Genomic DNA, 23,536 nt, shown 5'->3' with positions numbered 1-23,536 from the left:
ACGCTGCCGCCAACGGCGGCGATTCGGGCACGCCGATGTTCATGCAGGCCTGGGCTGGGATGGGCGAGAAGCTGCTGGATCTGGCTGACGAGGATCAGGGCAAGGGCCGCGCCTTTTCCGCGTCCCAGAAGCTGGAACGCGCGTCGCTCTATCTTTTCGTCGCTGAACGGATGCAGGAGCACGGCGCGCCGGGCCGCAAGGAAACCTATGCCAAGGCGCGCGAGGCGTTTGATCGCTCGACACGGCTCGGGCGAATCAACCGCGAGCGGGTGGAAATTCCACTTGGCCACGGTACGATGCCGGCACTCTTTATCCGAGCAGAAGGACATGGGCCAAAGCCTGTCGTCGTCTATTGCAATGGTCTCGATAGCTGCAAGGAACTGCTGTACTGGTCGCGCCTTCCGGCAGAGCTGGCGCGGCGCGGCGTCTCAACGCTGTGCGTCGACCAGCCCGGATCGGGCGAGGCGCTGCGGCTTCAGAACCTGCCCGTCGACCCGCACAGCGAAAGCTGGGCGAGCAAGGCGGTAGACTGGCTGGAACAGCAGAGCGAGGTCGACTCCGAGCGCATCGGCATGACCGGCATTTCGCTTGGCGGCCATTTCGCGCCGCGCGCGGTCGCCTATGAACCGCGCTTCGCCTCCGGCGCGGTGTGGGGCGCCAACCATAACTGGCGCGAGGTGCAGGACAGGCGCATGGCGCGCGAGGGCGAGAACCCGGTCCCGCATTACTGGGCGCATGTCCACTGGGCGTTCGGCGCGAGGGATCAGGAGGATTTCCTCGTCAAGTCGCAGGACATGAACCTCAACGGCCATATGCACCACATCAAGGTGCCCTTCCTCGTTACTCATGGCGCGAACGACCGGCAGATCAGTGTCGCCTATGCCCACGACCTCTACGACCAGCTCGTCAATTCTCCCCGTCGCGAGAAGAAAATCTTCACGGCCCGCGAAGGCGGCGTCGAGCATGTCGGGGCCGACAATATGTCCTATGGCCGCGACCTTATCGCTGACTGGTTCGCAGAAACATTGGGGGGCATGACCGCGTGATGGCGGTCGAGGGGCAACGCGGCTGCGTTCAGGCCCATGTTACCGATGAAGCCCGGATCAGCGCCTCTATCAAAGGGGTGATCGGGGCATTGTTCTTCCTGGGCCTTTTCGGCGCGATGAATGTCGTGGCGATGGCCGGACCGGGCGGCAATGGCTTCGATTTCCTTCCACAAAACGCGGCCGTGGCGTTCATGGCCTGTCTCAAGCCCGCGCTGCTGACCCGCCGCGCTGCTGGGTGCGTTCGTCACCTGGCGGGTGCTGTCCGCATCCCATTCTGTAAAGGACTGATCCATGGACCATATTCCCGTCCGCCGTATCGTCACCGGCCATGACAGTGCCGGACGCGCCATCATCCAGGAAGACGGCGCGGTTCCCCGCGTCCAACGGATCGGCGGCGACATCGGCCCGATGTTCCACGAGGTCTGGAACACGCAGGCAACGCCGGCGCCCATCGACGCGGCATCGGGCGAGCCGACCGAGAGCGGCATCATCCTTGCCCCGCCAAAGGGCGGCACGCGCATCCGCGTGCTGGACATCCCGCCCGAAGGAGACGCGATCCGGACGATGACGCCGGAAGAGGCGCAGGCCCATTTCGCCGAAGTCGGCGCGGGCAGTGCTTCTGCGCATCAGGGCGAGGGGGCGCGTCACGCGCTCATGCACCGCACCGAAACCATCGACTATGGAATCGTTCTGGAAGGTGAACTGGTGCTGATCATGGATGAAGGGGAGACGACCGTGCGCGCGGGCGACATCGTCATCCAGCGAGGCACCAACCATGGCTGGTCCAACCGCTCCGACCGCAATTGCCGCATCGCCTTCATTCTGATTGACGGCGTGTTCGAACCCAGCCTCAAAAAGTAAGGGCAAATGCGGGTCGCGATTACGGGCGGGGACGGCTTCATCGGCCGCGCCGTCGTGCGTCATTTGTTGGGCAATGGCATGGCGTCGGCCGATCTTTTGTTGATTGACCGGGCCTTCGCCCGTCCGCCACGGTCCCGTCACATCGCCGGCGACCTGCTGGACCAGCACATCCTTTCACAGGCAGTGGCGGAGTGCGACGCGTTGCTGCATCTTGCAGCTCTCCCTGGGGCCGCGTCCGAGCAAGACCCAGCGCTGGCACATCGCATCAATGTCGATCTGCCGCTGCGGCTGATCGAAGCGATGGCCGGTCGCCGTCTGATCCTGGCAGGATCGATCGCGGTGTTCGGCAGCGCCCCGCCCGAGCCGGTCGATGATGACAGCCCAGTACGGCCGGACAGCGTTTATGGCACCTGCAAGGCAAGAATCGAATTGGCCTTCGCCGATGCGATCGGTCAAAATGTCTTGCATGGTGCGGTCCTGCGTCTGCCGGCTGTGGTCGCACGGCCGGCCGCGGCGGGCGGCTTCGGCTCTGCATGGATGAGCGATATGTTTCACGCCGCCCGCAATGGCGTTGCCTTACGCCTGCCGGTGGCGCGAGACGCGACGTGCTGGCTGGCGTCGCTGGATGTGACTGCGCGCAACCTTGCTCATGCCATCACCACTGATTTCGGTTCCGCCCGACCCGTGACCCTTCCCGCGCTGCATGTGCGGATCGGGGATCTGACCGATCGCCTGTCGCAGCGTTTTGGATATCGGGGCTTCAGCCACGCGGAAAACCCCATCGTCCGGCGCATGTTCGGCTGCTATCCGCTGCTAACGACGCCACTTGCCGACAGCCTCGGATTTTCGCGCGACGTTGACCTGGCCATGCTGATCGACACCGTGTTTTCGACGATTGCGCACGATGATGCTTCGAGCGCGGACGATGCGCCGGCCAAGGCGCACGTCCCATGATTGGAAAGGATCATACAATGCGTTTCGCCACCAGAGACAATGGCACGGCCGATGGCGAATTGCTGCTTGTCGCGTCCGACGGCAGCTCCGCCCTGCCGCTCGGTCCGCGCTGGCCCTCGCTGCTCCATGCGATAACGCAATGGCCGGAGTTGATGTGGGACGCGGCGTCGGTCGCGGAAAAGGTCGCGCGCGGCGAAGGCGAGCCGCTCGACCCGGCAAGCCTGCGGGCGCCGCTTCCGCGCACCTGGCAGTGGCTGGATGGCTCCGCCTTTCCTCAGCATGGCGAGCTTATGCAGAAGGCGTTCCACCTGCCACCGATGGAAACGGACAAACCGTTGATGTACCAAGGCCTCAGTCATCAGTTCCTGAGCGGACATGCCGATGTGCCAGTGCCGACCGAGGATGATTGTATCGATTTCGAGGGCGAATTCGCCGTTGTAACCGACGATGTGCCAATGGGTTGCACGGCCAGCGAGGCGTTGGGTCATATCAAGCTTGTCCTGCTGCTCAACGACTGGTCGTTGCGCGCCGTCGCGCCAGCAGAGATGAAGACCGGCTTCGGCTGGATCCAGGCGAAGCCCGCATGCTCGGTCGCCCCCTTCGCATTGACGCCCGACGAACTGGGCGACGCGTGGCGCGACGGGCGCGTCTGCCTGCCGCTGCGCGTCGAGGTGAATGGCGCATGGTTTGGCCACCCCAATGGCGAAGCAATGGCCTATGGCTTCCACGAACTCATCGCCCACGCCTCGCGTACCCGCGCGCTGTGCGCGGGAACCATCGTCGGGTCGGGCACGGTATCCAACACCAATTACGATATGGTGGGATCGACCTGCATTTCCGAACGCCGAGCGATTGAGATGATCGCAACCGGCGAGGCCTCCACCGGTTTCCTGCGCTTTGGCGATCGTGTTCGAATGATCGCGCAAAGTGATACCGTGCTGTTTGGCGCGATCGATCAGCAAGTGTGCGCATCAAGTTCGGGGCAGACTGCTGAATAGCGGCCGAGAATATCCAACGCTCCGCCGCACAATGTGATCGACGTCAACTTACGCAGGCGGCGCAATCATGTTTTGTTCCTTGGCCGCCCCAAATGAAACCGGATACGCACTTTCCATTCCTCGCATAAACTTGATGGATTTCATGTCATCGACATCCACCGGATTTTTGCCGTCTCGCCTCGCCAGATGTCCCCTTTGGCGCGACAGGATGACGAGAGGCCCGCATGAAGTGATGCGAGCGGACTCGCCTTGCGATGGGAGAGCGGCTAATCTGGATCAGTTCGCCTCTCTCCCGGCGATCCCGTTTCAGGACATGTATGCCGGTAGAGATTGAACGCAAATTCCTGGTCGTGAGTGATGCATGGCGGCGAATGACCGATGCAGGCCGCTTCCTGCGCCAAGCCTATGTCACGCATGACGCCCATGCGAGCGTTCGCGTCCGCCTTTCCGATGATGGGGCATGGCTCACCTTGAAGAGCGGGCGGGCCGGTATCGTGAGAGACGAGTTCGAATATGCGATATCGCCTGTGGATGCGGAAGAGATACTTGAGAGGCTGTGCGCCGGGCCGGTGATCGAGAAGATGCGCTACCGCGTTCCGCATGGCGGCAAGATCTGGGAAGTCGATGTCTTTGCCGGACTTGCAGAGGGGTTGATACTGGCCGAGATTGAACTGGACGCTGCCGACGAAATGGTTGATCTGCCGGACTGGGTGGGCAGGGAGGTTACAGATGATCCGCGCTACCGCAATTCTGCCATAGGCCTGATGCAGCCCATCGCGTTGCGTGCCTGACCCTGATTGTTGGCCGCGTCCGGCTTGGCCCCGCGCCGATTGGATGGCTTTGGCCCGGCGTTGCCAATCCCATTCGACCCGAGACGGGAAGGGGGCTTTACCGCTGTCCGACCCCATGGCTATTGCGGTTGCATGACAGAGATGATCGACGAAAGCCGCCCTGCTGCCACGGTGGTCATCGTGCGTGACCGGCTTTCAGCGCCACCCGAAATTTTGATGATGGAGCGGGCATCAAGCATGGCTTTTGCTGCGGGCGCTCTTGTGTTTCCGGGCGGAGCCGTGGATGCCGGGGATCAGGCGCTGGCGGCGCGGATTCGCGGCCACCTCGCTCAGGATGAAGCCGCCGCCCGCATCGCCGCGATTCGCGAGACGCTGGAGGAAAGCGGGCTGGCCATTGCCTTCACCCGCCCGGTCGCGGCCGCCCGCATCGCCGTGATGCGGCAGGCGCTGGCGGCAGGGGCTGCTCTTGGCGATGTGCTGAACACCCATGAGTTGGACATCGCGCTGGAGGCGCTGGTGCCCTTTGCCCGTTGGCAACCGGCGCGGATCGAGCATGTGAACCGGGTGTTCGACACCCGCTTTTATCTTGCCCGCGCGCCGGAAGGGCAAGACGCAAGCGTCGACGCCACGGAAAATGTGCGTCTGTTCTGGAGCAGCGCGGCTGAAACCATCGTCCGATGCGATCGGGGCGAAGGGCAGATCATCTTTCCCACCCGGCGCAATCTGGAACGGCTGGCGCAATTTACCAGTTTCGAAGCCCTCGCAGCCCATGCCGGCTCCATCCCGGTCGAGAAGGTGACACCCTGGTTTGAGGAGAGGGATGGCGAGACGCATCTCTGCATCCCGGCGCACCTTGGTTATCCCGTGACGTCGGAACCTATGCGGAGCGTTCGACGCGCCTGAACCTCCCGCGGCTGGTTCCATCAGGCCGACAGGCGTAAAACTCGTCCCCTCAGCCACAGAGGCGGATATGCAGCAGTTCGTGATCGAACGTGAAATGCCGGGCGTCGGAAAATTACCCAGCGAGTAGCTCAAGGATGCGTCGCAAGGCTCCTGCACAGTCCTTCGACAGCTTGGCCCGGACGTTCAACGGGTGCACAGCTATGTGACGGACGGCAAGATCTGCTGCGTCTACCGCGCCCCCAGCGAGGATCTGATCCGCCAGCATGCGACGACCGCCGACTGATCCTTATTGGCCGAAGCCCGATTCACGGGCCAGCGCTACCGCTTCGCGCGCGGCGGCGAGTAGCGCGCCGCTCTTCGCTTCGCATTCGCGCTGCTCATATTCCGGCGTCGAATCGGCGACGATGCCGGCGCCCGCCTGCACATGCATCACCCCGTCCTTGAGAACGGCGGTGCGCAGCACGATGCAGCTGTCCATATTGCCGTCCGGTCCGAAATAGCCGACCCCTCCCGCATAGGCGCCCCGCGTTTCCGGCTCCAGCTCGGCAATGATCTCGCAGGCGCGCACCTTGGGCGCGCCCGAAACGGTGCCCGCCGGGAAGCCCGCGAACAGCGCGTCCAGCGCGTCCTTTCCGGGCGCCAGCCGTCCCACCACGTTCGACACGATGTGCATGACATGGCTGTAGAATTCGACGGTATAGCTATCGGTCACGGTCACCGTGCCCGCCGCGGCCACGCGGCCGACATCGTTGCGCCCCAGATCCAGCAGCATCAGATGCTCGGCCCGCTCCTTGGGATCGGCCAGCAGGCTTTCGCGGTTGGCGGCATCCTCGACCGCGCTCCTGCCGCGGGGGCGGGTGCCCGCGATCGGGCGGATGGTGACTTCGCCGTCGCGTGCCCGGACCAGAATTTCCGGACTGGAACCGATCAGCGCAAAGCCCGGCAGGTCGAGATAATAGAGGAAGGGTGAAGGATTGATCCGTCGCAATGCACGGTAAAGGGCGATAGGCGGCAGGGTGAAGGGGCTGCTGAATCGCTGCGCCAGCACCACCTGAAAAATGTCGCCCGCAACGATATAGTCCTTAGCCCTGTTGACCATCGCGGCGTAGCGCCCTGGCTCGAGCACCGGCGTCACCGCAACATCGGCAATCTCGGCCGGGGCAGGTTCAACGGGGAGGGGCGCCGCGAGACGTGCGGCGACGGCGTCGATCCGCTCCAGCGCCTGTTCAACGGCGCGATCGGCATCGGCAAAGCTGCCCTTCCAGACCGGTGCCACCAGATAGAGCGAATCGGCCAGCCGGTCGAACACAAGGATGACCGTGGGCCGCACGAACAACATGTCGGGCAGCGCGATCGGGTTTTCAGGGGGGCGCGGCAGTTTTTCGACCAACCCCACCGTTTCATAACCGAAATAACCGACCAGACAGGCAAGGGCGGGGGGCAGGGCCGGGTCAAGCTCCGCCCGGCATTCCGCCACCAGCGCGCGCAACGCATCGAGCGCGCCCGCGCTTTCCGGTTCGAAGGCATCCCTGTCAGTCGCCCAACGCCGGTTGATCTCGGCTTTCCGACCCTGTGCCCGGAAAACCAGATCGGGGGCAAGGCCGATCAGGCTGTGGCGCCCGCGCACCGCGCCGCCTTCGACCGATTCCAGCAGGAAATCGCCGCGATCCGGCTCGAACAGTTTCAGCGCTGCGGAAATGGGCGTGTCGGTATCGGCGATCTGCCGCCGCCACACCAGCGCGGACTGTCCGGCCGCCAGCGCCTTGCGCGCCCCCTCTACGCCGTCTGACGTGCCCCCCATCGCCATCTTACTGCCCGCCGTTATTGGCATTGGCGAGCGCCCGCTGGACGCTGGCGACAGCGTTGGCGTTGCGCTTGACGCCCAGTTCCTTTTCGACCGCGCGTTCGAACTGCTGGCCATATTCCTGGCCCGCCACATCGCTGAGTTGATCGCGAACCTGGTTGAGCAGCGCCTTGTCGCTGCCTGCGTCGCCCCGCTTGATACCGTCGAGTTGGACGATGAAATAACCGCGGTCCTCGCCCGCGGGCAGCGTCTTTACGCTGCCGGGCGCCATGGCGAACAGCATGGCGATCTGCGCAGGAGGGCGCTGCCCGTCGCGCAGGATGTCGGCGCGGCGCCCGCCCACGGTCTGCGGCGTGGGCAGGGGGATGCCGGCGCCCTTTACGGCATCGGCCAGCTTCATGCCCTTGGCGACCTTCGCCCGGATCTGCTCGGCCAGCGCTTTGGCCTTTTCATTGCCCTGCGCGAGTTTGTACTGCATCGCGACCAGCGGCTTGATCTTTGCGAGCGGAGGCGGTGCGGCTGCCTGGATGTCCCCGGGCGCGGCCAGCGCGTAGCGCTTGTCGGCGGTGATCGGGATCAGTTGCGCATCGTCATCCTGGCTCATGCCGAATACCGGCGCCAGCAGCGGCTTGACGTCGGCGGGTGGTTCATAGGCGACATTTTCGACCTGCTTGCCCGACGACAGCAGGAAGGGCGTGGTTTCCAGCTTCAGCCCGTTATCCTTCACCACTTCCTCGAAGCTGCCGCCGTTGGCGATCTGGTCCTCGATCTTGCCGGTAAAGTCGTTCAGCAGCCGCTTCTCCTTCTGCGACCGCAGGGTGGCGATGATCTCGTCGCGCACGGCGGCCAGCGCACGGGCGGGTGTGGTCTTCACCGCCGTCACGCGCAGCAGCACCCAGCCCAGCGAACCGCGCAACGGCCCTACCAGTTCGCCCTGCTTGGCGGCAAAGCCCGCATTGGCGACGGCGGCCGAACTGGCCGCGGCCAGTGCTTCGCGGCTTTCGTCGGCCAGCGTCGATACGGACAGGCCCGCGCCCTGCGCGGCGGCGGCGAGCGACTTGCCGCCCTTCACCTGCGCAGCGATCGCCTTGGCCGCGGCCTCGGTCGGCAGGATCAGCTGTTCGAAGCTGCGGCTTTCCCTGGGGGCATAGGCGGCCTTGTTCTGATTGTAGGAAGCCGTGATTTCCGCGTCGGTCGGCTGGGCCGCCTGCGCAAAGCGCTCCGCGTCGACCACCGCATAGCGGATGCGGCGCTGCTCCGGAATGGTGTAGCGGGTGGCGTTCGCCTTGTAGAAATCGTTGAGCTGCGCGTCGGTCGGGTCCTTGATGTCGTTGAATGCACTCGCTGGAACCGCCGCAATGGTGCCCTGGCGCGCTTCCAGCAGCAGCGAGGCATAGGGCAGGACCACGCTGTCGGGCAGCTTTACGCCCAGAGCGATTGGGGCGAGCATCTGCCGTTCCAGTATCTCCCGGCTGATATCGTCGCGCAGCGCCTGTTCGGTGATCCGCTCGCGCAGAAGCAACTGGCGGAAATTTTCCTGGCTGAAATTGCCCGCCGCGTCCTGAAAGGCCGGAATCTGCGCGATCTGCGCGTCGACCAACCGCTTGGAGATATGCACCTTCTGGTCGTGCGCATATTCTTTCAGCGTCAGCGATGCGACCAGCTGGTCATAGACCTGCGCCGCGCCGCCCTGCGCCAGAAAATCGCCGATCTGAAGGCCCGGATTGGACCGCCGCGCATTTTCGAACACGCGCTGCACGCGATCCTGAAGCTCGGTCTGCGTCAGGCGCGATCCGCCCGCCTTGGCGGCGGTTTCGCCGGATCCCAGGGACGATCCGAAGTTGCCGCTGCTAATGTCCCCCAAGATGAAGGCGGCCGCGACGATCCCAAGGAATATCAGGGCTGCAAAGGCGCCGAATTTGGAGCGGATGAAACGGCGAAAGACTGAAAGCATGGAGGAAAGTCCGTAAATGCGGCTTTGATGGCGGCCCGCTTTAAGGGCGGATCGTCGCGGCGGCAAGTGCGCCATGGGGTGGAAGGCTGGACAAATGGCTGTTCGCCGTTCATCGGCCTCAGCAGCCAGCCCGTTCGCCATGGAGACACGGCTTCCCGCCGTGGGCGCACTGGCAGGTTTCGTGCAGCAATAATAATGGGGAAATGATCGATGGGCAGGCGAAAGCTGGTTGTCGGCAACTGGAAGATGAACGGGATGCGCGCGCATCTCGGTGAGGTGGAGGCGATCGGCCGGATCGCGGCCGAGCATCCGGCGGTGGAGGTCGGGCTTTGCCTGCCGGCAACGCTGATCATGGCGGGATCGGAACGGCGTGGAGCCGCCTTTATCGGCGCGCAAAACTGTCATATGGACATGAGCGGCGCCTATACGGGATCCCTGTCGGCGGACATGCTGGCAGAGGCGGGAGCGACCTGGGTCATCACCGGACATAGCGAGCGCCGGGAGGCGCGCGGCGAAACCAATGCCGATGTCGCGGCAAAGTCGGTGGCCGCGCACAAGGCGGGCATCAACGTGATCCTTTGCGTTGGCGAGACGATCGACGTGCGCGACGCAGGCAAGGCGGAAGAGGTGGTGGCGGCCCAGTTGCTGGCTTCCCTGCCCGAAGGTGCCGCGGCGGACTGGCTGGCCGTGGCCTATGAACCGATCTGGGCGATCGGGACCGGCCGGATTCCCACGATCGAGGCGGTCGCTTCCATGCATGCCGCGCTGCGCGCTGCGCTGGCGACCCGCATCGGTGCGGGGGCCGATGCCGTGCGAATCCTCTATGGCGGATCGATGAACGGTGACAATGCGGCCGAACTGATGGCGGTCGCGGATGTCGACGGCGGGCTGGTGGGCGGCGCGAGTCTCAGCGCCGCGAAATTCGCGCCGATCATCAAGGCGGCCGACGATCGGATGGCGCAGGCCGCCTGACGGACAGGCCTGACGGACAGGGAAGGGGAAAGGTGCGGTTGCCCCGGAGCGCCATCATCGCTATGTGCGCGGCAACGCACCCTTTACCGGACAGATATTCGCCACATGTTCACCTTCATCCTCGTCGTGCAGGCCATTGTTGCTGCTCTGCTGGTCACCGTCATCCTGATGCAGAAGTCGGAAGGCGGCGGTCTGGGCGTCGGCGGCAGCCCGGCGGGCTTCATGTCGGCGCGCGGCGCGGCGGATTTTCTCACCCGTTCGACCACGATTCTTGCGACCATATTCGTGTCGCTGTCGGTCGTGCTGGCCGTCATCGCCTCGATCCAGCATCGTCCGAGCGACATCGATACTTCGCTGGTGAAGCAGGCTCCGGCGACCCCCTCGACGGCTCCGGCCCCCGCCACCGGCAATGATCCGCTGGCGGGTGCCGCGGGTGCGGCGAGCAGCGACGCGCAGGCTCCGGCCTCCAATGGCGCCGTTCCGCTCGCAAACTAAACGACTTAACCGTCAAATCGCATCTTTTTTGCTGGCGCGCGGATTCGCGCGCTTGCTTAACTCGTTTGTAAAAGGCTAAGCCTCCACTCCCATGGCGCGGTATATTTTCATCACCGGCGGCGTGGTCTCCTCGCTTGGCAAGGGCCTGATGGCCGCTTCGCTTGCAGCTCTGTTGCAGGCGCGAGGTTTCCGTGTGCGCATTCGGAAGTTCGATCCCTATCTCAACGTCGATCCGGGCACGATGAGCCCGTATCAGCATGGCGAAGTCTATGTGACCGACGACGGGGCGGAAACCGACCTCGACCTTGGCCATTATGAGCGCTTTACCGGCGTTTCGGCGCGGCAGTCGGACAATGTGACGCAGGGCCGGGTCTATCAGACCATCATCCAGCGCGAGCGGCGCGGCGACTATCTGGGCGCGACGGTGCAGGTGATCCCGCACGTCACGGACGAGATCAAGGCTTTCGCCACCGCCGATACCGACGATCTCGACTTCGTGCTGTGCGAAATCGGCGGGACGGTGGGCGACATCGAATCGCTTCCCTTCATGGAGGCGATCCGCCAGCTGCATAACGACCTGGATCGCGGCCAGTCGATTTTCGTCCATGTAACGCTGGTGCCCTATATCGCGGCGGCGGGCGAGCTGAAGACCAAACCGACCCAGCATAGCGTGCGCGAGCTGACCTCGCTCGGCATCCAGCCCGATATCCTGCTTTGCCGCTGCGAGCATCCGCTGCCCGATAGCGAGCGCAGGAAAATCGCGCTGTTCTGCAACGTGCGGCCGGAAGCCGTCATCCCGGCGCTCGACGCCAGCAGCATCTATGCCGTTCCGACGCAATATCATGCCGAGGGGCTGGACGATGAAGTGCTGCGCGCCTTCGGCATGACCGGCGCGCCGGAGCCGAAGCTCGACCGCTGGCACGACATCATGGACCGCCAGCAGAATCCCGAGGGCGAAGTCACCATCGGCGTCGTCGGCAAATATGTCGGCCTGCTCGACGCTTACAAGTCGCTCTATGAAGCCCTGCATCACGGCGGTTTTGCCAACCGGGTAAAGGTCAACATCAAGTGGATCGACGCCGAACTGTTCGAGGAAGAGGGTGCCGACATCGCTGCCCGCCTGGAACCGATGCACGGCATTCTCGTCCCCGGCGGCTTCGGCGTGCGCGGGTCGGAAGGCAAAATCGCTTCCGTCAAATTTGCCCGCGAACGCAACGTGCCTTTCTTCGGAATCTGCCTTGGCATGCAAATGGCCTGCATTGAGGGCGCGCGGAACACGGCGGGCATCGAAAATGCCTCCACCACCGAGTTTGGCGAAACCAGCGAGCCGGTCGTCGGCCTGATCACTGAATGGATGAGCAAGGAAGGCCTGCAAAAGCGCACTGCCGAAACCGATCTGGGCGGCACCATGCGTCTGGGCGCTTACCCGGCCCGGCTCACCGGCAACAGCGTTGTGTCGGGCATTTACGGCGCGACCGAGATCAGCGAGCGCCATCGCCACCGCTACGAAGTCAATGCGGGCTATCGTGAACCGCTGGAAAAGGGCGGCCTGATCTTCTCGGGCATGTCGCCCGACGGCACGCTGCCGGAGATTGTCGAGCGGCCGGATCATCCGTGGTTCGTGGGCGTGCAGTTCCACCCGGAACTGAAATCCAAGCCCTTCGACCCGCACCCGCTGTTCGCCAGCTTCATAGAAGCGGCGGTCAAGCAGAGCCGGCTGGTGTAAGAAAACGGGGCCGATATGGCCCCGTTTTGCCATTCACGTGGCAGGCGTCAGCTTCAGCAGGCGCCCCTGCGACCCTTGCCCACCGTCCTCCAGCAGCCAGAGAGCGCCATCCGGTCCCTGTTCAATCTCCCGGATACGCGCGCCCATGTCCCACTGATCCGCCTTGGCGGCACTCTCGCCATCGAGCTTCACCCGCACAAGCGCCCTGCTCGACAGCCCGCCGATGAAAAGCGAGTTCTTCCACTGCGGAAACAGGTCGCCGGAGTAATAGGCCAGTCCGCCCGGCGAGATCACCGGGTTCCACCATATTTTGGGCGCCTCGAATCCATCACCTGGCTTGTGATCGGGAATATCGCGCCCGTCATAATGGCTGCCATTGGAGGCGAGGGGGTAGCCATAATTCAGTCCCGGCTTGATGAGATTGACCTCATCCCCGCCCTTCGGCCCCATTTCCTGCTCCCAGAGCCGTCCCTCCCTGTCGAAGGCGATTCCCAGCAGATTGCGATGCCCATAGGACCAGATCGCCGGATGGAATCCCTTGGCCGCCAGCGGATTGCCGGCGGCAGGCGTGCCGTCCAGATTGAGCCGCAACACCTTGCCCAACGTCGATTTCGGGTTCTGCGCCGGATCGAACTTCTGCCGCTCGCCATTGGTGAAGAACAGATATTTCCCGTCCGGCGAAAAGGCGATCCGTCCTGAATAATGGCCATTGCCGTCGACGTAGGGGGTTGCGCGGAAGATCACGTTCACGTCGTCCAGCTTCGTCGTGCCGTCGCTCGCCTGATTGAAGGTGCCGGTGGCCAGCGCCACGCCTTTGCCGCCCTGACCTGCCTCGGAGAAGCTGAAATAGACCTTCTTGTTCCGCGCAAAGTCGGGCGCGGGCACCACGTCCATCAGTGCGCCTTGACCTGTGCTGTCGACAGTGGGAATCCCCGCCACCGTGATTTTCGTCCCGTTTCCCGGATCGAACAGGATCATCTCGCCAGCCTTTTCGGTGATCAGCATCCGCCCATCGGGCAGGAAGGTCATCGCCCAGGGAGAATCGAAGTCCGCAATCACCGACGTTTTGAACGGCTTGTCCATCGAAGCGCTGTTCTGCCCTACGGCATTGTCGGCCGAACAGGCGATCAGCAGGAAGGGCAGGGCTGTCAGAGCGAATTGGCGCATGGAATCTCCTCTCTTCCGGGCGTAAAATGCCCCGCAACAAATAATGTTGCAGCGCGGGCACATCCCGCCTATATCGCCCTTGCTTCCTCACATCGTCAAACATGTCGGGGTCGCGGGCGGAACGCCTGCGGCGACGGGAAGCCGCATATTTTGATTTTGGAGACTCCATGGCGGACATCGCCGAACTGACAGCCCTGATCGAACCGGAGGTGAAGGCCCTGGGCTTCGACCTCGTGCGCATCAAGCTGTTTGGATCGGGCGACGAATATACGCTTCAGATCATGGCCGAACGGCCTGAAACGAAGCAGCTCGTCATTGAGGATTGCGCCACCATCTCCCGTCGGCTCTCGGACGTGCTCGACGAGGTCGATCCGATCGAGGAGGCCTATCGCCTCGAAGTCAGCTCGCCCGGCATCGACCGTCCGCTGACCCGGCTGCACGACTTCATGGAATGGGCCGGGCATGAGGCGAAGATTGCCGCCATCGAAGCCGTGGCGGGCCGAAAGAGCTTCCGCGGCCTTCTGAACGGCGTCGAGGGTGAGAATATTCTCTTCACCGACGCCAAGGCCGGTGACGTGGTCATCCCTTTCGCGATGGTAGGGGATGCCAAGCTGATACTGACCGACGCGCTGATTGCTGCTAGTATGCCGCTCTCCTCCGATGGGGCGGACGAGTTCGAAACCGAAGAATAAGGGTTTACGACCATGGCCAACGCCATTTCCGCCAACAAGGCCGAGCTGCTCGCCATTGCGAACAGCGTCGCCAGCGAGAAGATGATCGACAAGGCGATCGTGATCGAGGCGATGGAAGATGCGATCCAGCGCGCCGCCCGTGCGCGTTACGGTGCGGAAAACGACATCCGCGCAAAGCTGGACCCCGACAGCGGCGACCTGCGCCTGTGGCGCGTCGTCGAAGTGGTCGAGGCCGTAGACGATTATTTCAAGCAGGTTGATCTCAAGCAGGCCCAGAAGCTGAAGAAGGACGCCGTGATCGGCGACTTCATCGTCGATCCGCTGCCCCCGATCGACCTTGGCCGCATCGACGCACAGTCCGCCAAGCAGGTGATCTTCCAGAAGGTTCGTGACGCCGAGCGCGAGCGGCAGCATGAAGAATTCAAGGACCGCGTGGGTGAGATCATCACCGGCGTCGTCAAGTCCGTCGAGTTCGGCCATGTCGTGGTGAACCTTGGCCGGGCCGAAGGCGTCATCCGCCGCGACCAGCAGATCCCCCGCGAAGTCGTTCGCGTCGGCGACCGCATCCGCTCGGTGATCCTGAACGTGCGCCGCGAAAATCGCGGTCCGCAGATTTTCCTCAGCCGCGCGCATCCCGAATTCATGAAGAAGTTGTTCGCGCAGGAAGTCCCCGAAATCTATGACGGCGTGATCGAGATCAAGGCCGCCGCCCGCGATCCGGGCAGCCGCGCCAAGATCGGCGTCATCAGCCGCGATTCGAGCATCGACCCGGTCGGCGCCTGCGTCGGCATGAAGGGCAGCCGCGTGCAGGCAGTCGTGCAGGAAATGCAGGGCGAAAAGATCGACATCATCCCCTGGTCGGAAGACACCGCGACCTTCGTCGTCAACGCGCTTCAGCCCGCGCAGGTCGCCCGCGTCGTCATCGACGAGGAAGAAGAGCGCATTGAGGTGGTCGTTCCCGACGATCAGCTGTCGCTCGCCATCGGCCGCCGCGGCCAGAATGTTCGTCTTGCCAGCCAGCTGACCGGCAAGGCCATCGACATCATGACCGAGGCCGACGCATCGGAGAAGCGCCAGAAGGAATTCGTCGCCCGCTCCGAACTGTTCCAGAACGAGCTGGATGTCGACGAAACCCTCTCCCAGCTGCTGGTTGCCGAAGGCTTTGGCGAGCTGGAGGAAGTGGCCTATGTTGGCATCGACGAGCTGGCCGCGATCGAGGGCTTCGACGAGGAACTGGCGCAGGAACTGCAAAGTCGTGCGCAGGAAGCGCTCGATCGCCGCGAAGCCGCTGCCCGCGAAGAGCGTCAGGCGCTGGGCGTCGAGGATGCGCTGGCCGACATGCCGCACCTTACCGAAGCCATGCTGGTGACGCTGGGCAAGGCGGGCGTGAAGACGCTCGACGATCTGGCCGACCTCGCCACCGACGAGCTGGTCGCGAAGAAGCGCGTCGACCAGCGCCGCCGCCGCGAGAACAAGGAAGAGGACAAGGGCGGGATTCTCGCCGAATATGGTCTCAGCGAAGAACAGGGCAATGAGATCATCATGGCCGCCCGTGCGCACTGGTTCGAAGGCGAGGAAGCGTAAGCGAACATGCCCTTTGTCGACATCCGTCTGGCCGGAAACGCCACCCGTGAGCAAAAGGCGGCGATCGTCGCCGACGTCACCCGGTCGCTCGTTGAGCGGCTGGGGAAGCCGGCCTCTGCCGTCCAGGTGGTGATTTCCGAAATCTCGACGGAAAATTACGGATCGGGCGGTCAGCTCATTGCTGACCGCGTCCCAGCGTCGCAAACAGGGGAGGACGCCAATGCTGCGGTCACTTCCCAATGAGAGGCTGACGTTATCTCATAGCGTTGAAAACGGCATGTCCGCTTCCACAAGGGAGGCGCTGGCATGACCGAACGCAAATGCATCCTGTCGGGCGACCGCGCGGACCCGGACATGTTGGTCCGGCTCGCCTGCGGTCCAAACGGCGAAATCCTGCCCGACATCCGCGCCAAGGCGCCCGGTCGCGGCGCGTGGGTCGGCGTTTCCCGCATGGAACTTGAACAGGCGCTTGCCAAGGGCAAGCTCAAGGGTGCGCTCGCCCGCGCTTTCAAGACCGGCGAACTGCAAATCCCCGACGCGTTGCCCACGCTGATCGAGGAGGGCCTGCGCAAGGCCCTGCTCGACCGTCTGGGGCTGGAGGCGAGAGCGTCGATGGTTCTCACCGGTTCGGAAAAAATCGACGTCGCCTGCCGCAAGGGACAGGTAGACCTGCTGCTTCATGCCGCCGATGCCGCTGCCGACGGCAACCGCAAGCTCGATCAGGCTTACCGCGTCGGACAGGAGGCTGAAGGTACGGATTTGGCGGGCTTCGTCTTGCCTGTGGACCGACACGCCCTATCTATGGCAATGGGGCGAGACAATGTCGTCCATATCGCAGTGACCGACTCGCGTGCGGCGTCGCGTCTGCGTGCGGCCATAGGCCGCTTGGAAAGCTATCTCGGTTGCGCTAATGGGGCGCCGGTGCATGGGGGGCAGGACTCCGCTGGTGCGCTGGACGCCTGAAATAGCCGTTGGAATTGAAGGCGCCGGTTGGCCTTACCAGCCGGGTTGATGTGAAGGGTATAGTTCAGTCGTATGAGTGACAGCAAGGAAGACAAGCCGGTTCTGGGCCGCAAGCCGCTGGGGATCAAGCGCACGGTCGAGTCCGGTCAGGTGCAGCAGCAGTTCAGCCATGGCCGCAAGAATACGGTCGTGGTTGAGGTGAAGCGGCGCCGTATCCTGGGCAAGCCGGGCGAAGCCGGTCACGCTGCGCCTGAGCCGCAGGCCGATCCCGCACCCGCTCCCGCCGCTCCGGCTCCCGCGCCGCAGCAGCCCCAGGCGCGCGCGCCGCAGCCCGCGCCCGTGCGTCAGACGCCGCCGCAGAGCCTGATGTCGCGTCAGGAATTGCAGGCCAAGCTGCTGCGCGAGGCGGAAGAAGCCCGCATGAACGCACTGGAAGAAGCGCGCCGCCGCGAAGACGCTCAGCGCCTCGCCGCGACCGAGGAAGAAAAGCGCCGCGCTGAGGAAAATCGCCTCGCCGCCGAAGCCGCCGAGGCAGAAGCCGCGCGTCAGGCCGAGCAAGCGGCCAAGGCTGTCGAGGAGGGCGCCAGGGCGCCCGCGCCCGTCGAGGAACAGGCTGCGCCTGCCGCTGCTGCCCCCGCGGAAACCGCGCCCGCCGCTGCAGCCGAGCAGAAGCCTGCGGGGACGACCACCTCTTCGGCCGTGCCGCCGCCGCGCCGCTTCACGCCCGTAGCGCCGATCAAGCGGCCTGAACCGGCCAAGCCCGATCGCGCAAAGCGGGGCGACGACAATCGTCGTCAGGCCGGTAAGCTCACCGTTACCCGAGCCCTTGCGGACGACGACAGTGCCCGTGCCCGCAGCCTCGCCGCGCTGAAGCGCGCCCGCGAGAAAGAACGCCGCGCGCATTATTCGGGGGGCGCCCAGCAGCGTGAAAAGCAGGTTCGCGACGTGGTCGTGCCGGAAAGCATCACCGTGCAGGAGCTCGCCAACCGTATGGCCGAAAAGGGCGCGGATCTGGTGAAGGCCCTGTTCAAGATGGGCACTGCTGTCACGCTCAATCAGCCGATCGATCAGGATACGGCCGAGCTGCTGGTCGAAGAATTCGGCCACCGCATCCAGCGCGTGTCCGATGCCGACGTCGAAATCGGCATGGAAGGCGAGGTTGACGCGCCTGAGACGCTCCAGCCGCGTGCGCCGGTCGTGACCATCATGGGCCATGTCGACCACGGCAAGACATCGCTGCTTGATGCGCTGCGCGGGACCGATGTCGTCGCGGGCGAGAGTGGGGGCATCACCCAGCATATCGGCGCCTATCAGGTGACGACGAAGAATGGTGACGTCATCACTTTCCTCGACACGCCCGGCCACGAGGCCTTCTCCGAAATGCGCGCTCGCGGCGCTAACGTCACCGACATCGTCATCCTTGTGGTGGCTGCCGATGACGGGTTGATGCCGCAGACCATCGAAGCCATCAACCACACCAAGGCGGCTGGCGTCCCGATGATCGTGGCGATCAATAAGTGCGACAAGCCTGAAGCCAATCCGCAAAAGGTGCGCGAACGCCTGCTCGAACATGAGATCGTGGTCGAGGATATGGGCGGCGACGTGCAGGACGTGCAGGTGTCCGCGCTCAAGAAAACCGGTCTGGACGAGCTGATCGAAAAGATCCTGCTTCAGGCCGAGGTCATGGAACTGACCGCCAACCCCGATCGCCAGGCTGAAGGCAATGTGATCGAAGCGCAGCTCGACAAGGGCCGTGGTGCGGTTGCGACGGTGCTTGTTCGCAAGGGCACGCTGAAAGTTGGCGACACCTTCGTCATCGGTGCGGAGAGCGGCAAGGTTCGCGCTCTGATCAACGACAAGGGCCAGAATGTGAAGACCGCCGGTCCTTCGACTCCGGTCGAGGTTCTGGGTCTGTCGGGCGTGCCGATGGCTGGCGACCAACTCACCGTCGTCGAAAATGAAGCCCGTGCCCGCGAAGTCGCCGCCTATCGTCAGGAACAGGCGACCAAGAAGCGCACCACGGCCGCTCCGACCAGCTTCGAGCATATGTTCTCGGCGCTCAATACCACGGTCATCGAATATCCGGTGGTGGTGAAGGGCGACGTGCAGGGTTCTGTGGAAGCGATCGTCAGCTCCTTGAACCGTATCTCGACCGATGAGATCAAGGTCCGCATCCTGCATTCGGGCGTGGGCGCGATCACCGAAAGCGACGTCACGCTGGCCGCGGCCAGCCGGGCGCCGTTGATCGGCTTCAACGTGCGTCCCAATGCCAAGGCGCGTCAACTGGCGGAGCGCGAGAAAATCTCGCTGCGCTATTATGACGTGATCTACGACCTGCTCGAAGAGGTTCGCGGCGAAATGGCGGGCCAGCTGGCTCCGGAGCGCATCGAAACCATTGTCGGCCGCGCCGAGGTGCTTCAGGTGTTCCCGGCGGGCAAGAAGGACAAGGCGGCTGGTCTGCTCGTCCTCGACGGCATCATCCGCAAGGGTCTTTCCGCGCGCCTTACCCGCGACGACGTCATCGTTTCGCGCACCCACATCGCCTCGCTGCGCCGCTTCAAGGACGATGTGTCCGAAGTTCGCGCCGGCATGGAGTGCGGCGCGGTGTTGCAGGACACGAACGACATCAAGGTCGGCGATACGCTCGAACTGTTCGAGGTCGAGGAACGCGCGCGGACGCTGTAATCAGGAAAGTGCGTCACCCCGGCGCAGGCGGGGGCGACGTGCCTTCTGGCTGTTCGTTGCTGCCTGAATCCCGGCATCGGCTTGCGCCGCCCTTCCGGGTCGCTGGGAAGACGAGGATTTGCTATGGCCCAACAATCTGAAGGCCCCTCCGTCCGTCTGCTCCGCGTGGGCGAACAGGTGCGCCATGTCCTGTCCGACATTCTCCAGCGGGGCGATGTGCATGATGATGTGCTGACCAGCCATGTCGTCAGCATCACCGAAGTCCGCATGTCCCCCGATCTGCGCCACGCGACGGTGTTCGTGAAGTCGCTGCTCGGGCAGGACGAAGCGGCGGTACTCAAGGCGCTGCGCACCAACACCGCCTATCTCCAGCGCGAGGTGGCGACTCGCGTGCGCCTCAAATATGCGTCCAAACTCAAATTCCTTGCGGATGAGAGCTTCGACGAAGGCACCCATATCGACAGGCTGCTGCGCGACCCCAAGGTCGCCCGCGATCTGGAAAAGCCCGAGGGCGACGAATAATCTCGTCCGCGCCGTCGACGGGACGGCGCGGCGCCGTTAACAGCGTCTATCCCGCACATATGACCAAGGGGGCAAGGCGCATGAAAACGACCGGCATATTGGCAATCGGATTCCTGGCGCTCGCCGCTCCTGCAGCGGCCAGGGATGCCCCGATCCACCCTGCCGTCATTGCCGATCCCGCGCCCGACGCCGCCTATCCCGCAAGTATGAGCGCCTTCGTCATCCCGTCCGGGGACGGTGCCCTCAACGCGGTTCTTTACACTGCCGCCGGAGCGGGGCTGCACCCGACGCTGCTGCTCCTCCACGGCTTCCCAGGCAATGAACAGAATCTGGATCTTGCACAGGCCGCCCGCCGCGCCGGCTGGAATGTCCTGACCCTCCACTATCGCGGGTCCTGGGGCAGTCCCGGCAGCTTCTCCTTCAGCCATGCTTCGGAAGATGCGTGGAACGCGCTGCAATTCCTCCAGCAATCGGCCACCGTCGCCAGATATCGCATCGACACCAGCGCCATCGTCGTTGCGGGCCATAGCATGGGCGGCTTCATGGCCGCCGACGTCGCTGCCGCCGAACCTCATGTCGCGGGGCTGTTCCTGATCGACCCCTGGGACCCGGCGCAGACCGTCGCCGCGCTCTCCACCCCCGAAGGTGAGGCCGCCTGGAAAGCTGAAGTCGCCAGCGACCTGCCCCCGCTGAGCGGCGCTACTTATGACAGCCTGACCGGCGAAATTCGGGGGAATGGCGAGAAATTCGATCTTGGCCGCCGGCTGGTCGGCTACGGGCGCCGCCCGCTCAGCATCATCGGCGCGGAGCGGGGCATCGGCGCCATGGCGCGCAAGGTCACGGCAGACGCCCAATCCGCCAATCCCGACACGCGGCTGATGGTCTGGCCGACCGACCATGGTTTCTCCGACAAGCGGATCGCGCTGGCCGACGCGCTGGTCCGCTTCCTCAAGCAAGTCGCCCCCATGGCCCGCTGACCCATGGCCAAGCTCTATTTCTACTACAGCTCGATGAATGCGGGGAAATCCACGACCCTGCTGCAATCGAGCTTCAACTATCGCGAGCGCGGCATGGAAACCATGCTCTGGACCGCCGCGATCGACGACCGCTACGGACAGGGGCGCATCGTTTCCCGCATCGGGCTGGAGGCGGAGGCGCATCTGTTCGACGCCGGAACCGACCTCTTCGCGGCCATCGCCGCCCGGCATGGCCAGACCCCGCTGTCCTGCGTGCTGGTCGATGAGGCGCAGTTTCTGAACGGCGTGCAGGTCTGGCAGCTCGCGGCGGTCTGCGACCGGCTGAACATCCCCGTCCTCTGCTACGGCATCCGCACCGATTTTCAGGGCGAACTGTTCGAAGGCAGCGCTGTGCTTCTGGGCCTTGCCGACACCCTGACCGAGATCAAGACGATCTGCGAGTGCGGGCGAAAGGCGATCATGAACCTGCGCGTCGACGCGCAAGGGCGCCCGATCCGCGAGGGCGAGCAGACCGAAATCGGCGGCAATGACCGCTATGTGGCGCTATGCCGCCGCCATTTCGTCGAGCGGCGTGCGGGCTGAAGCGGCGGCCGATTTGTCTTAAAGTGTCGCATCCGCTTCCCGGTCGGGCGGTCCACTCCCATCTTGCCGTCATAAGGATGGAGCAACCGGGGGTAATGGAGAAGAGCCTGTTCGCCGCGCCGGTGCAGGCGAAAGCGGAAACGGAAACGTCGATCTCCTTCGTCAACCATGGCGGAGTGTGGAACTGGCAGGCCGATGGTTCGCGCGGCCTCTATGTGCAGGATCAGCGCAGCCGATGGTATTATGCGAAGCTGCTGAACAACTGCTATGATCTGCCCTTCGCCAATGCGGTGTGCTTCGAGACGCGCGGCATCGATACGCTCGACAGGTTCGGGACGGTGATCGTGCGCGGCCAGCGCTGCCCGATCGTCAGCTTCACCCGGAGCGACGGCCCACCCGTGAAAGCCAAGAAGAAGGGCTGACAACAGGTGGCCCCGGCGATAGAGGCCGCCGCCATGCACGGTTGGATCATCCTCGATAAACCCCATGGCCTTGGCTCGACGCAGGCCGTGAGCGCGGTGAAGCGCGCCCTTCGTCAAAGTGGCGCGGGCAAATGGAAGGTCGGCCATGGCGGCACGCTCGATCCGCTGGCGACAGGCGTGCTCCCGGTCGCAATAGGGGAGGCGACGAAGCTCGCCGGGCGGATGCTCGACAGCGACAAAATCTATGATTTTACTTGTCGGTTCGGGGCGCAGACCGACACGCTCGATCTGGAAGGGAAGGTGATCGCTGAAAGCGCGCACCGTCCGACGCTGGCCGAGGTCGAGACCGTCCTGCCGCGCTTCACCGGCCCGATCGAACAGGCGCCACCTGCCTATTCGGCCATATTGATCGACGGCCAACGCGCCTATGACCTCGCCCGCAAGGGGGAGGAGGTGGAGATGAAGACGCGCAGCGTCACCATCCATGCGCTGACCGTCACCGGCCATGAGGCGGAAGGGCAGGGACTCGCCTCTGTCACGCTCACCGCCCATGTCTCCAAGGGCACCTATATCCGCAGCCTCGCCCGCGACATCGCGCTGGCGTTGGGCACGGTCGGCCATGTCACCATGCTCCGCCGGGTAAAGGCGGGTCCGTTCACCCTGGAATCCGCGATTTCGCTGGACAAATTGGACGAAGCTGCTAGGGGCGGCGGCTTCGGCGGTCTTATGCTGCCGTTGACCGCAGGGCTGGACGACATCCCGGCTCTCGCAGTCTCTCCCGACGATGCGCTGGCTCTCCGACAGGGGAAGGTGCTGGTCGGGAAACCGCATACCGGCCTCATGCTGGCGATGGAGGGTGACACGCCCGTCGCGCTGGTGGAGGCCAGTGGCCCTGAAATCAGGGTGGTGCGCGGCTTCAATCTCTAGATGTTATGAAAGGAAGCCGATGTCGATTACTGCTGAGCGCAAGGAAGCGCTGATCAAGGAACATGCCCGCGCCGAAGGCGACACCGGTTCGCCGGAAGTCCAGGTTGCGATCCTCTCCGAGCGTATCGCCAATCTGACCGAGCATTTCAAGGGTCACCACAAGGATAACCACAGCCGTCGCGGCCTGCTGATGCTGGTCAACAAGCGTCGTTCGCTGCTGGACTATCTGAAGAAGAAGGATGCAGGTCGCTACACCGACCTCATCACCAAGCTGGGCCTGCGCAAGTAAGTCTGCTAAACAAGGGACGGCCCCCCAGCGGGGCCGTTTCCGATTCCGGAACCATGGCAATTCGGCCAGACGTTCCGTCTCAGGGGCCACACGATGCTCCGACACCGCTGCGGGCCGGTTTAGCCCACAACACAGGCCCCGCCCGGCAATAGGGCCGTGCGGGCGAAGGAAATAAGCATGTTCGATGTAAAGAAGGTATCAATCGAGCTGGGCGGCAAGACC

At 64.0% G+C, this 23,536-nt stretch carries 24 protein-coding genes and 1 pseudogene; 22 read left to right on the top strand and 3 right to left on the bottom strand.

Features of this window, described 5'->3' with window-relative positions:
• The 8 genes and pseudogenes from ACFC3J_RS15175 to ACFC3J_RS15140 form a co-directional block, all read left to right on the top strand.
• The coding region (locus tag ACFC3J_RS15175; RefSeq protein WP_375196969.1) for an alpha/beta hydrolase family protein at nucleotides 1–1,046 on the top strand (1,046 nt) is incomplete at its 5' end.
• The gene (locus ACFC3J_RS15170; RefSeq protein ID WP_375196968.1) at nucleotides 1,043–1,378 is read left to right on the top strand and encodes a hypothetical protein; all 336 of its coding nucleotides are present in this window, start codon (nucleotides 1,043–1,045) and stop codon (nucleotides 1,376–1,378) included. The genes ACFC3J_RS15175 and ACFC3J_RS15170, both read left to right, overlap by 4 nt.
• Nucleotides 1,338–1,907, top strand: coding sequence for a cupin domain-containing protein (locus tag ACFC3J_RS15165; protein ID WP_375196967.1), 570 nt, complete (start codon nucleotides 1,338–1,340; stop codon nucleotides 1,905–1,907). The genes ACFC3J_RS15170 and ACFC3J_RS15165 overlap by 41 nt, the downstream gene beginning before the upstream one ends.
• 6 nt (nucleotides 1,908–1,913) lie before the next feature.
• Complete coding sequence (locus ACFC3J_RS15160) at nucleotides 1,914–2,861, top strand: NAD-dependent epimerase/dehydratase family protein (protein WP_375196966.1); 948 nt, start codon at nucleotides 1,914–1,916, stop codon at nucleotides 2,859–2,861.
• Nucleotides 2,862–2,878: 17 nt separating this feature from the next.
• Nucleotides 2,879–3,859, top strand: a complete 981-nt coding sequence (locus ACFC3J_RS15155) for a fumarylacetoacetate hydrolase family protein (protein ID WP_375196965.1) — start codon at nucleotides 2,879–2,881, stop codon at nucleotides 3,857–3,859.
• 317 nt (nucleotides 3,860–4,176) lie between these two features.
• Nucleotides 4,177–4,650 carry a CYTH domain-containing protein gene (locus ACFC3J_RS15150; protein WP_375196964.1) on the top strand — a complete coding sequence of 158 codons (474 nt, stop codon included), beginning with the start codon at nucleotides 4,177–4,179 and terminating at the stop codon, nucleotides 4,648–4,650.
• Nucleotides 4,651–4,782: 132 nt separating this feature from the next.
• On the top strand, nucleotides 4,783–5,553 hold the full coding sequence (locus tag ACFC3J_RS15145; RefSeq protein ID WP_375196963.1) for an NUDIX domain-containing protein: 771 nt from the start codon (nucleotides 4,783–4,785) through the stop codon (nucleotides 5,551–5,553).
• A gap of 139 nt (nucleotides 5,554–5,692) precedes the next feature.
• Nucleotides 5,693–5,836: pseudogene (locus ACFC3J_RS15140) on the top strand (nickel-binding protein); the annotation flags it as partial.
• A gap of 3 nt (nucleotides 5,837–5,839) precedes the next feature.
• Here ACFC3J_RS15140 and trpE read toward each other — a convergent pair.
• Entirely contained in the window at nucleotides 5,840–7,354 is a 1,515-nt protein-coding gene (gene trpE, locus ACFC3J_RS15135; RefSeq protein ID WP_375196962.1) for an anthranilate synthase component I, read from the bottom strand.
• A gap of 7 nt (nucleotides 7,355–7,361) precedes the next feature.
• The gene (locus tag ACFC3J_RS15130) at nucleotides 7,362–9,311 is read right to left on the bottom strand and encodes a SurA N-terminal domain-containing protein (RefSeq protein ID WP_375196961.1); all 1,950 of its coding nucleotides are present in this window, start codon (nucleotides 9,309–9,311) and stop codon (nucleotides 7,362–7,364) included.
• Nucleotides 9,312–9,521: 210 nt separating this feature from the next.
• Here ACFC3J_RS15130 and tpiA point away from each other — a divergent pair, with 210 nt between their 5' ends.
• The 3 genes from tpiA (at nucleotide 9,522) to ACFC3J_RS15115 (ending at nucleotide 12,504) form a co-directional block, all read left to right on the top strand.
• Nucleotides 9,522–10,283 (top strand): triose-phosphate isomerase, encoded by a 762-nt coding sequence (gene tpiA, locus ACFC3J_RS15125; protein ID WP_375196960.1) that lies wholly within the window; start codon nucleotides 9,522–9,524, stop codon nucleotides 10,281–10,283.
• A 105-nt stretch (nucleotides 10,284–10,388) separates the two neighbouring features.
• Nucleotides 10,389–10,778 (top strand): preprotein translocase subunit SecG, encoded by a 390-nt coding sequence (secG, locus tag ACFC3J_RS15120; RefSeq protein WP_375196959.1) that lies wholly within the window; start codon nucleotides 10,389–10,391, stop codon nucleotides 10,776–10,778.
• 91 nt (nucleotides 10,779–10,869) lie between these two features.
• Nucleotides 10,870–12,504, top strand: a complete 1,635-nt coding sequence (locus ACFC3J_RS15115) for a CTP synthase (RefSeq protein WP_375196958.1) — start codon at nucleotides 10,870–10,872, stop codon at nucleotides 12,502–12,504.
• A 33-nt stretch (nucleotides 12,505–12,537) separates the two neighbouring features.
• Here the strand turns inward: ACFC3J_RS15115 and ACFC3J_RS15110 are convergent, their stop codons facing one another.
• Nucleotides 12,538–13,671, bottom strand: a complete 1,134-nt coding sequence (locus ACFC3J_RS15110; protein ID WP_375196957.1) for a PQQ-dependent sugar dehydrogenase — start codon at nucleotides 13,669–13,671, stop codon at nucleotides 12,538–12,540.
• 167 nt (nucleotides 13,672–13,838) lie between these two features.
• Here ACFC3J_RS15110 and rimP point away from each other — a divergent pair, with 167 nt between their 5' ends.
• The 11 genes from rimP (at nucleotide 13,839) to rpsO (ending at nucleotide 23,314) form a co-directional block, all read left to right on the top strand.
• Complete coding sequence (rimP, locus tag ACFC3J_RS15105) at nucleotides 13,839–14,363, top strand: ribosome maturation protein RimP (RefSeq protein WP_375196956.1); 525 nt, start codon at nucleotides 13,839–13,841, stop codon at nucleotides 14,361–14,363.
• Nucleotides 14,364–14,375: 12 nt separating this feature from the next.
• Complete coding sequence (gene nusA / locus ACFC3J_RS15100) at nucleotides 14,376–15,947, top strand: transcription termination factor NusA (protein WP_375196955.1); 1,572 nt, start codon at nucleotides 14,376–14,378, stop codon at nucleotides 15,945–15,947.
• A 6-nt stretch (nucleotides 15,948–15,953) separates the two neighbouring features.
• On the top strand, nucleotides 15,954–16,190 hold the full coding sequence (locus ACFC3J_RS15095) for a 4-oxalocrotonate tautomerase family protein (protein WP_375196954.1): 237 nt from the start codon (nucleotides 15,954–15,956) through the stop codon (nucleotides 16,188–16,190).
• A 63-nt stretch (nucleotides 16,191–16,253) separates the two neighbouring features.
• Nucleotides 16,254–16,910: a DUF448 domain-containing protein gene (locus ACFC3J_RS15090; protein ID WP_375196953.1), complete on the top strand. Its 657-nt coding sequence runs from the start codon at nucleotides 16,254–16,256 to the stop codon at nucleotides 16,908–16,910.
• Nucleotides 16,911–16,982: 72 nt separating this feature from the next.
• Nucleotides 16,983–19,595: a translation initiation factor IF-2 gene (gene infB, locus ACFC3J_RS15085; RefSeq protein ID WP_375196952.1), complete on the top strand. Its 2,613-nt coding sequence runs from the start codon at nucleotides 16,983–16,985 to the stop codon at nucleotides 19,593–19,595.
• Nucleotides 19,596–19,718: 123 nt separating this feature from the next.
• Nucleotides 19,719–20,117, top strand: coding sequence for a 30S ribosome-binding factor RbfA (gene rbfA, locus ACFC3J_RS15080; protein WP_375196951.1), 399 nt, complete (start codon nucleotides 19,719–19,721; stop codon nucleotides 20,115–20,117).
• A gap of 80 nt (nucleotides 20,118–20,197) precedes the next feature.
• Nucleotides 20,198–21,094 carry an alpha/beta hydrolase family protein gene (locus tag ACFC3J_RS15075; RefSeq protein ID WP_375196950.1) on the top strand — a complete coding sequence of 299 codons (897 nt, stop codon included), beginning with the start codon at nucleotides 20,198–20,200 and terminating at the stop codon, nucleotides 21,092–21,094.
• 3 nt (nucleotides 21,095–21,097) lie between these two features.
• Nucleotides 21,098–21,676, top strand: a complete 579-nt coding sequence (locus ACFC3J_RS15070) for a thymidine kinase (protein ID WP_375196949.1) — start codon at nucleotides 21,098–21,100, stop codon at nucleotides 21,674–21,676.
• A gap of 95 nt (nucleotides 21,677–21,771) precedes the next feature.
• Complete coding sequence (locus ACFC3J_RS15065; protein ID WP_375196948.1) at nucleotides 21,772–22,098, top strand: DUF6491 family protein; 327 nt, start codon at nucleotides 21,772–21,774, stop codon at nucleotides 22,096–22,098.
• 33 nt (nucleotides 22,099–22,131) lie between these two features.
• A complete protein-coding gene (gene truB / locus ACFC3J_RS15060; RefSeq protein ID WP_375196947.1) occupies nucleotides 22,132–23,025 on the top strand; it encodes a tRNA pseudouridine(55) synthase TruB in 894 nt (297 codons plus the stop codon).
• A gap of 19 nt (nucleotides 23,026–23,044) precedes the next feature.
• Nucleotides 23,045–23,314: a 30S ribosomal protein S15 gene (gene rpsO / locus ACFC3J_RS15055; RefSeq protein ID WP_242124496.1), complete on the top strand. Its 270-nt coding sequence runs from the start codon at nucleotides 23,045–23,047 to the stop codon at nucleotides 23,312–23,314.
• The last annotated feature ends 222 nt before the right edge of the window (nucleotides 23,315–23,536 follow it).

The organism is Sphingobium sp. (assembly GCF_041987595.1).
GTDB lineage: Bacteria > Pseudomonadota > Alphaproteobacteria > Sphingomonadales > Sphingomonadaceae > Sphingobium.
The sequence above is the reverse complement of the archived record's forward strand: the minus strand, read 5'-3'. Positions and strand labels throughout refer to the sequence as shown.

What these genes read in the sequence shown, in the direction of transcription:
- ACFC3J_RS15115 (WP_375196958.1), top strand. Translation starts at nt 10,870, where the DNA reads ATGGCGCGGTATATTTTCATCACCGGCGGCGTGGTCTCCTCGCTTGGC.
- ACFC3J_RS15160 (WP_375196966.1), top strand. Translation starts at nt 1,914, where the DNA reads ATGCGGGTCGCGATTACGGGCGGGGACGGCTTCATCGGCCGCGCCGTC.
- nusA (WP_375196955.1), top strand. Translation starts at nt 14,376, where the DNA reads ATGGCCAACGCCATTTCCGCCAACAAGGCCGAGCTGCTCGCCATTGCG.
- ACFC3J_RS15065 (WP_375196948.1), top strand. Translation starts at nt 21,772, where the DNA reads ATGGAGAAGAGCCTGTTCGCCGCGCCGGTGCAGGCGAAAGCGGAAACG.
- rbfA (WP_375196951.1), top strand. Translation starts at nt 19,719, where the DNA reads ATGGCCCAACAATCTGAAGGCCCCTCCGTCCGTCTGCTCCGCGTGGGC.
- secG (WP_375196959.1), top strand. Translation starts at nt 10,389, where the DNA reads ATGTTCACCTTCATCCTCGTCGTGCAGGCCATTGTTGCTGCTCTGCTG.
- ACFC3J_RS15075 (WP_375196950.1), top strand. Translation starts at nt 20,198, where the DNA reads ATGAAAACGACCGGCATATTGGCAATCGGATTCCTGGCGCTCGCCGCT.
- tpiA (WP_375196960.1), top strand. Translation starts at nt 9,522, where the DNA reads ATGGGCAGGCGAAAGCTGGTTGTCGGCAACTGGAAGATGAACGGGATG.
- ACFC3J_RS15150 (WP_375196964.1), top strand. Translation starts at nt 4,177, where the DNA reads ATGCCGGTAGAGATTGAACGCAAATTCCTGGTCGTGAGTGATGCATGG.
- ACFC3J_RS15130 (WP_375196961.1), bottom strand. Translation starts at nt 9,311, where the DNA reads ATGCTTTCAGTCTTTCGCCGTTTCATCCGCTCCAAATTCGGCGCCTTT.
- rimP (WP_375196956.1), top strand. Translation starts at nt 13,839, where the DNA reads ATGGCGGACATCGCCGAACTGACAGCCCTGATCGAACCGGAGGTGAAG.
- infB (WP_375196952.1), top strand. Translation starts at nt 16,983, where the DNA reads ATGAGTGACAGCAAGGAAGACAAGCCGGTTCTGGGCCGCAAGCCGCTG.
- rpsO (WP_242124496.1), top strand. Translation starts at nt 23,045, where the DNA reads ATGTCGATTACTGCTGAGCGCAAGGAAGCGCTGATCAAGGAACATGCC.
- ACFC3J_RS15110 (WP_375196957.1), bottom strand. Translation starts at nt 13,671, where the DNA reads ATGCGCCAATTCGCTCTGACAGCCCTGCCCTTCCTGCTGATCGCCTGT.
- trpE (WP_375196962.1), bottom strand. Translation starts at nt 7,354, where the DNA reads ATGGGGGGCACGTCAGACGGCGTAGAGGGGGCGCGCAAGGCGCTGGCG.
- ACFC3J_RS15070 (WP_375196949.1), top strand. Translation starts at nt 21,098, where the DNA reads ATGGCCAAGCTCTATTTCTACTACAGCTCGATGAATGCGGGGAAATCC.
- ACFC3J_RS15090 (WP_375196953.1), top strand. Translation starts at nt 16,254, where the DNA reads ATGACCGAACGCAAATGCATCCTGTCGGGCGACCGCGCGGACCCGGAC.
- truB (WP_375196947.1), top strand. Translation starts at nt 22,132, where the DNA reads ATGCACGGTTGGATCATCCTCGATAAACCCCATGGCCTTGGCTCGACG.
- ACFC3J_RS15155 (WP_375196965.1), top strand. Translation starts at nt 2,879, where the DNA reads ATGCGTTTCGCCACCAGAGACAATGGCACGGCCGATGGCGAATTGCTG.
- ACFC3J_RS15165 (WP_375196967.1), top strand. Translation starts at nt 1,338, where the DNA reads ATGGACCATATTCCCGTCCGCCGTATCGTCACCGGCCATGACAGTGCC.
- ACFC3J_RS15095 (WP_375196954.1), top strand. Translation starts at nt 15,954, where the DNA reads ATGCCCTTTGTCGACATCCGTCTGGCCGGAAACGCCACCCGTGAGCAA.
- ACFC3J_RS15145 (WP_375196963.1), top strand. Translation starts at nt 4,783, where the DNA reads ATGACAGAGATGATCGACGAAAGCCGCCCTGCTGCCACGGTGGTCATC.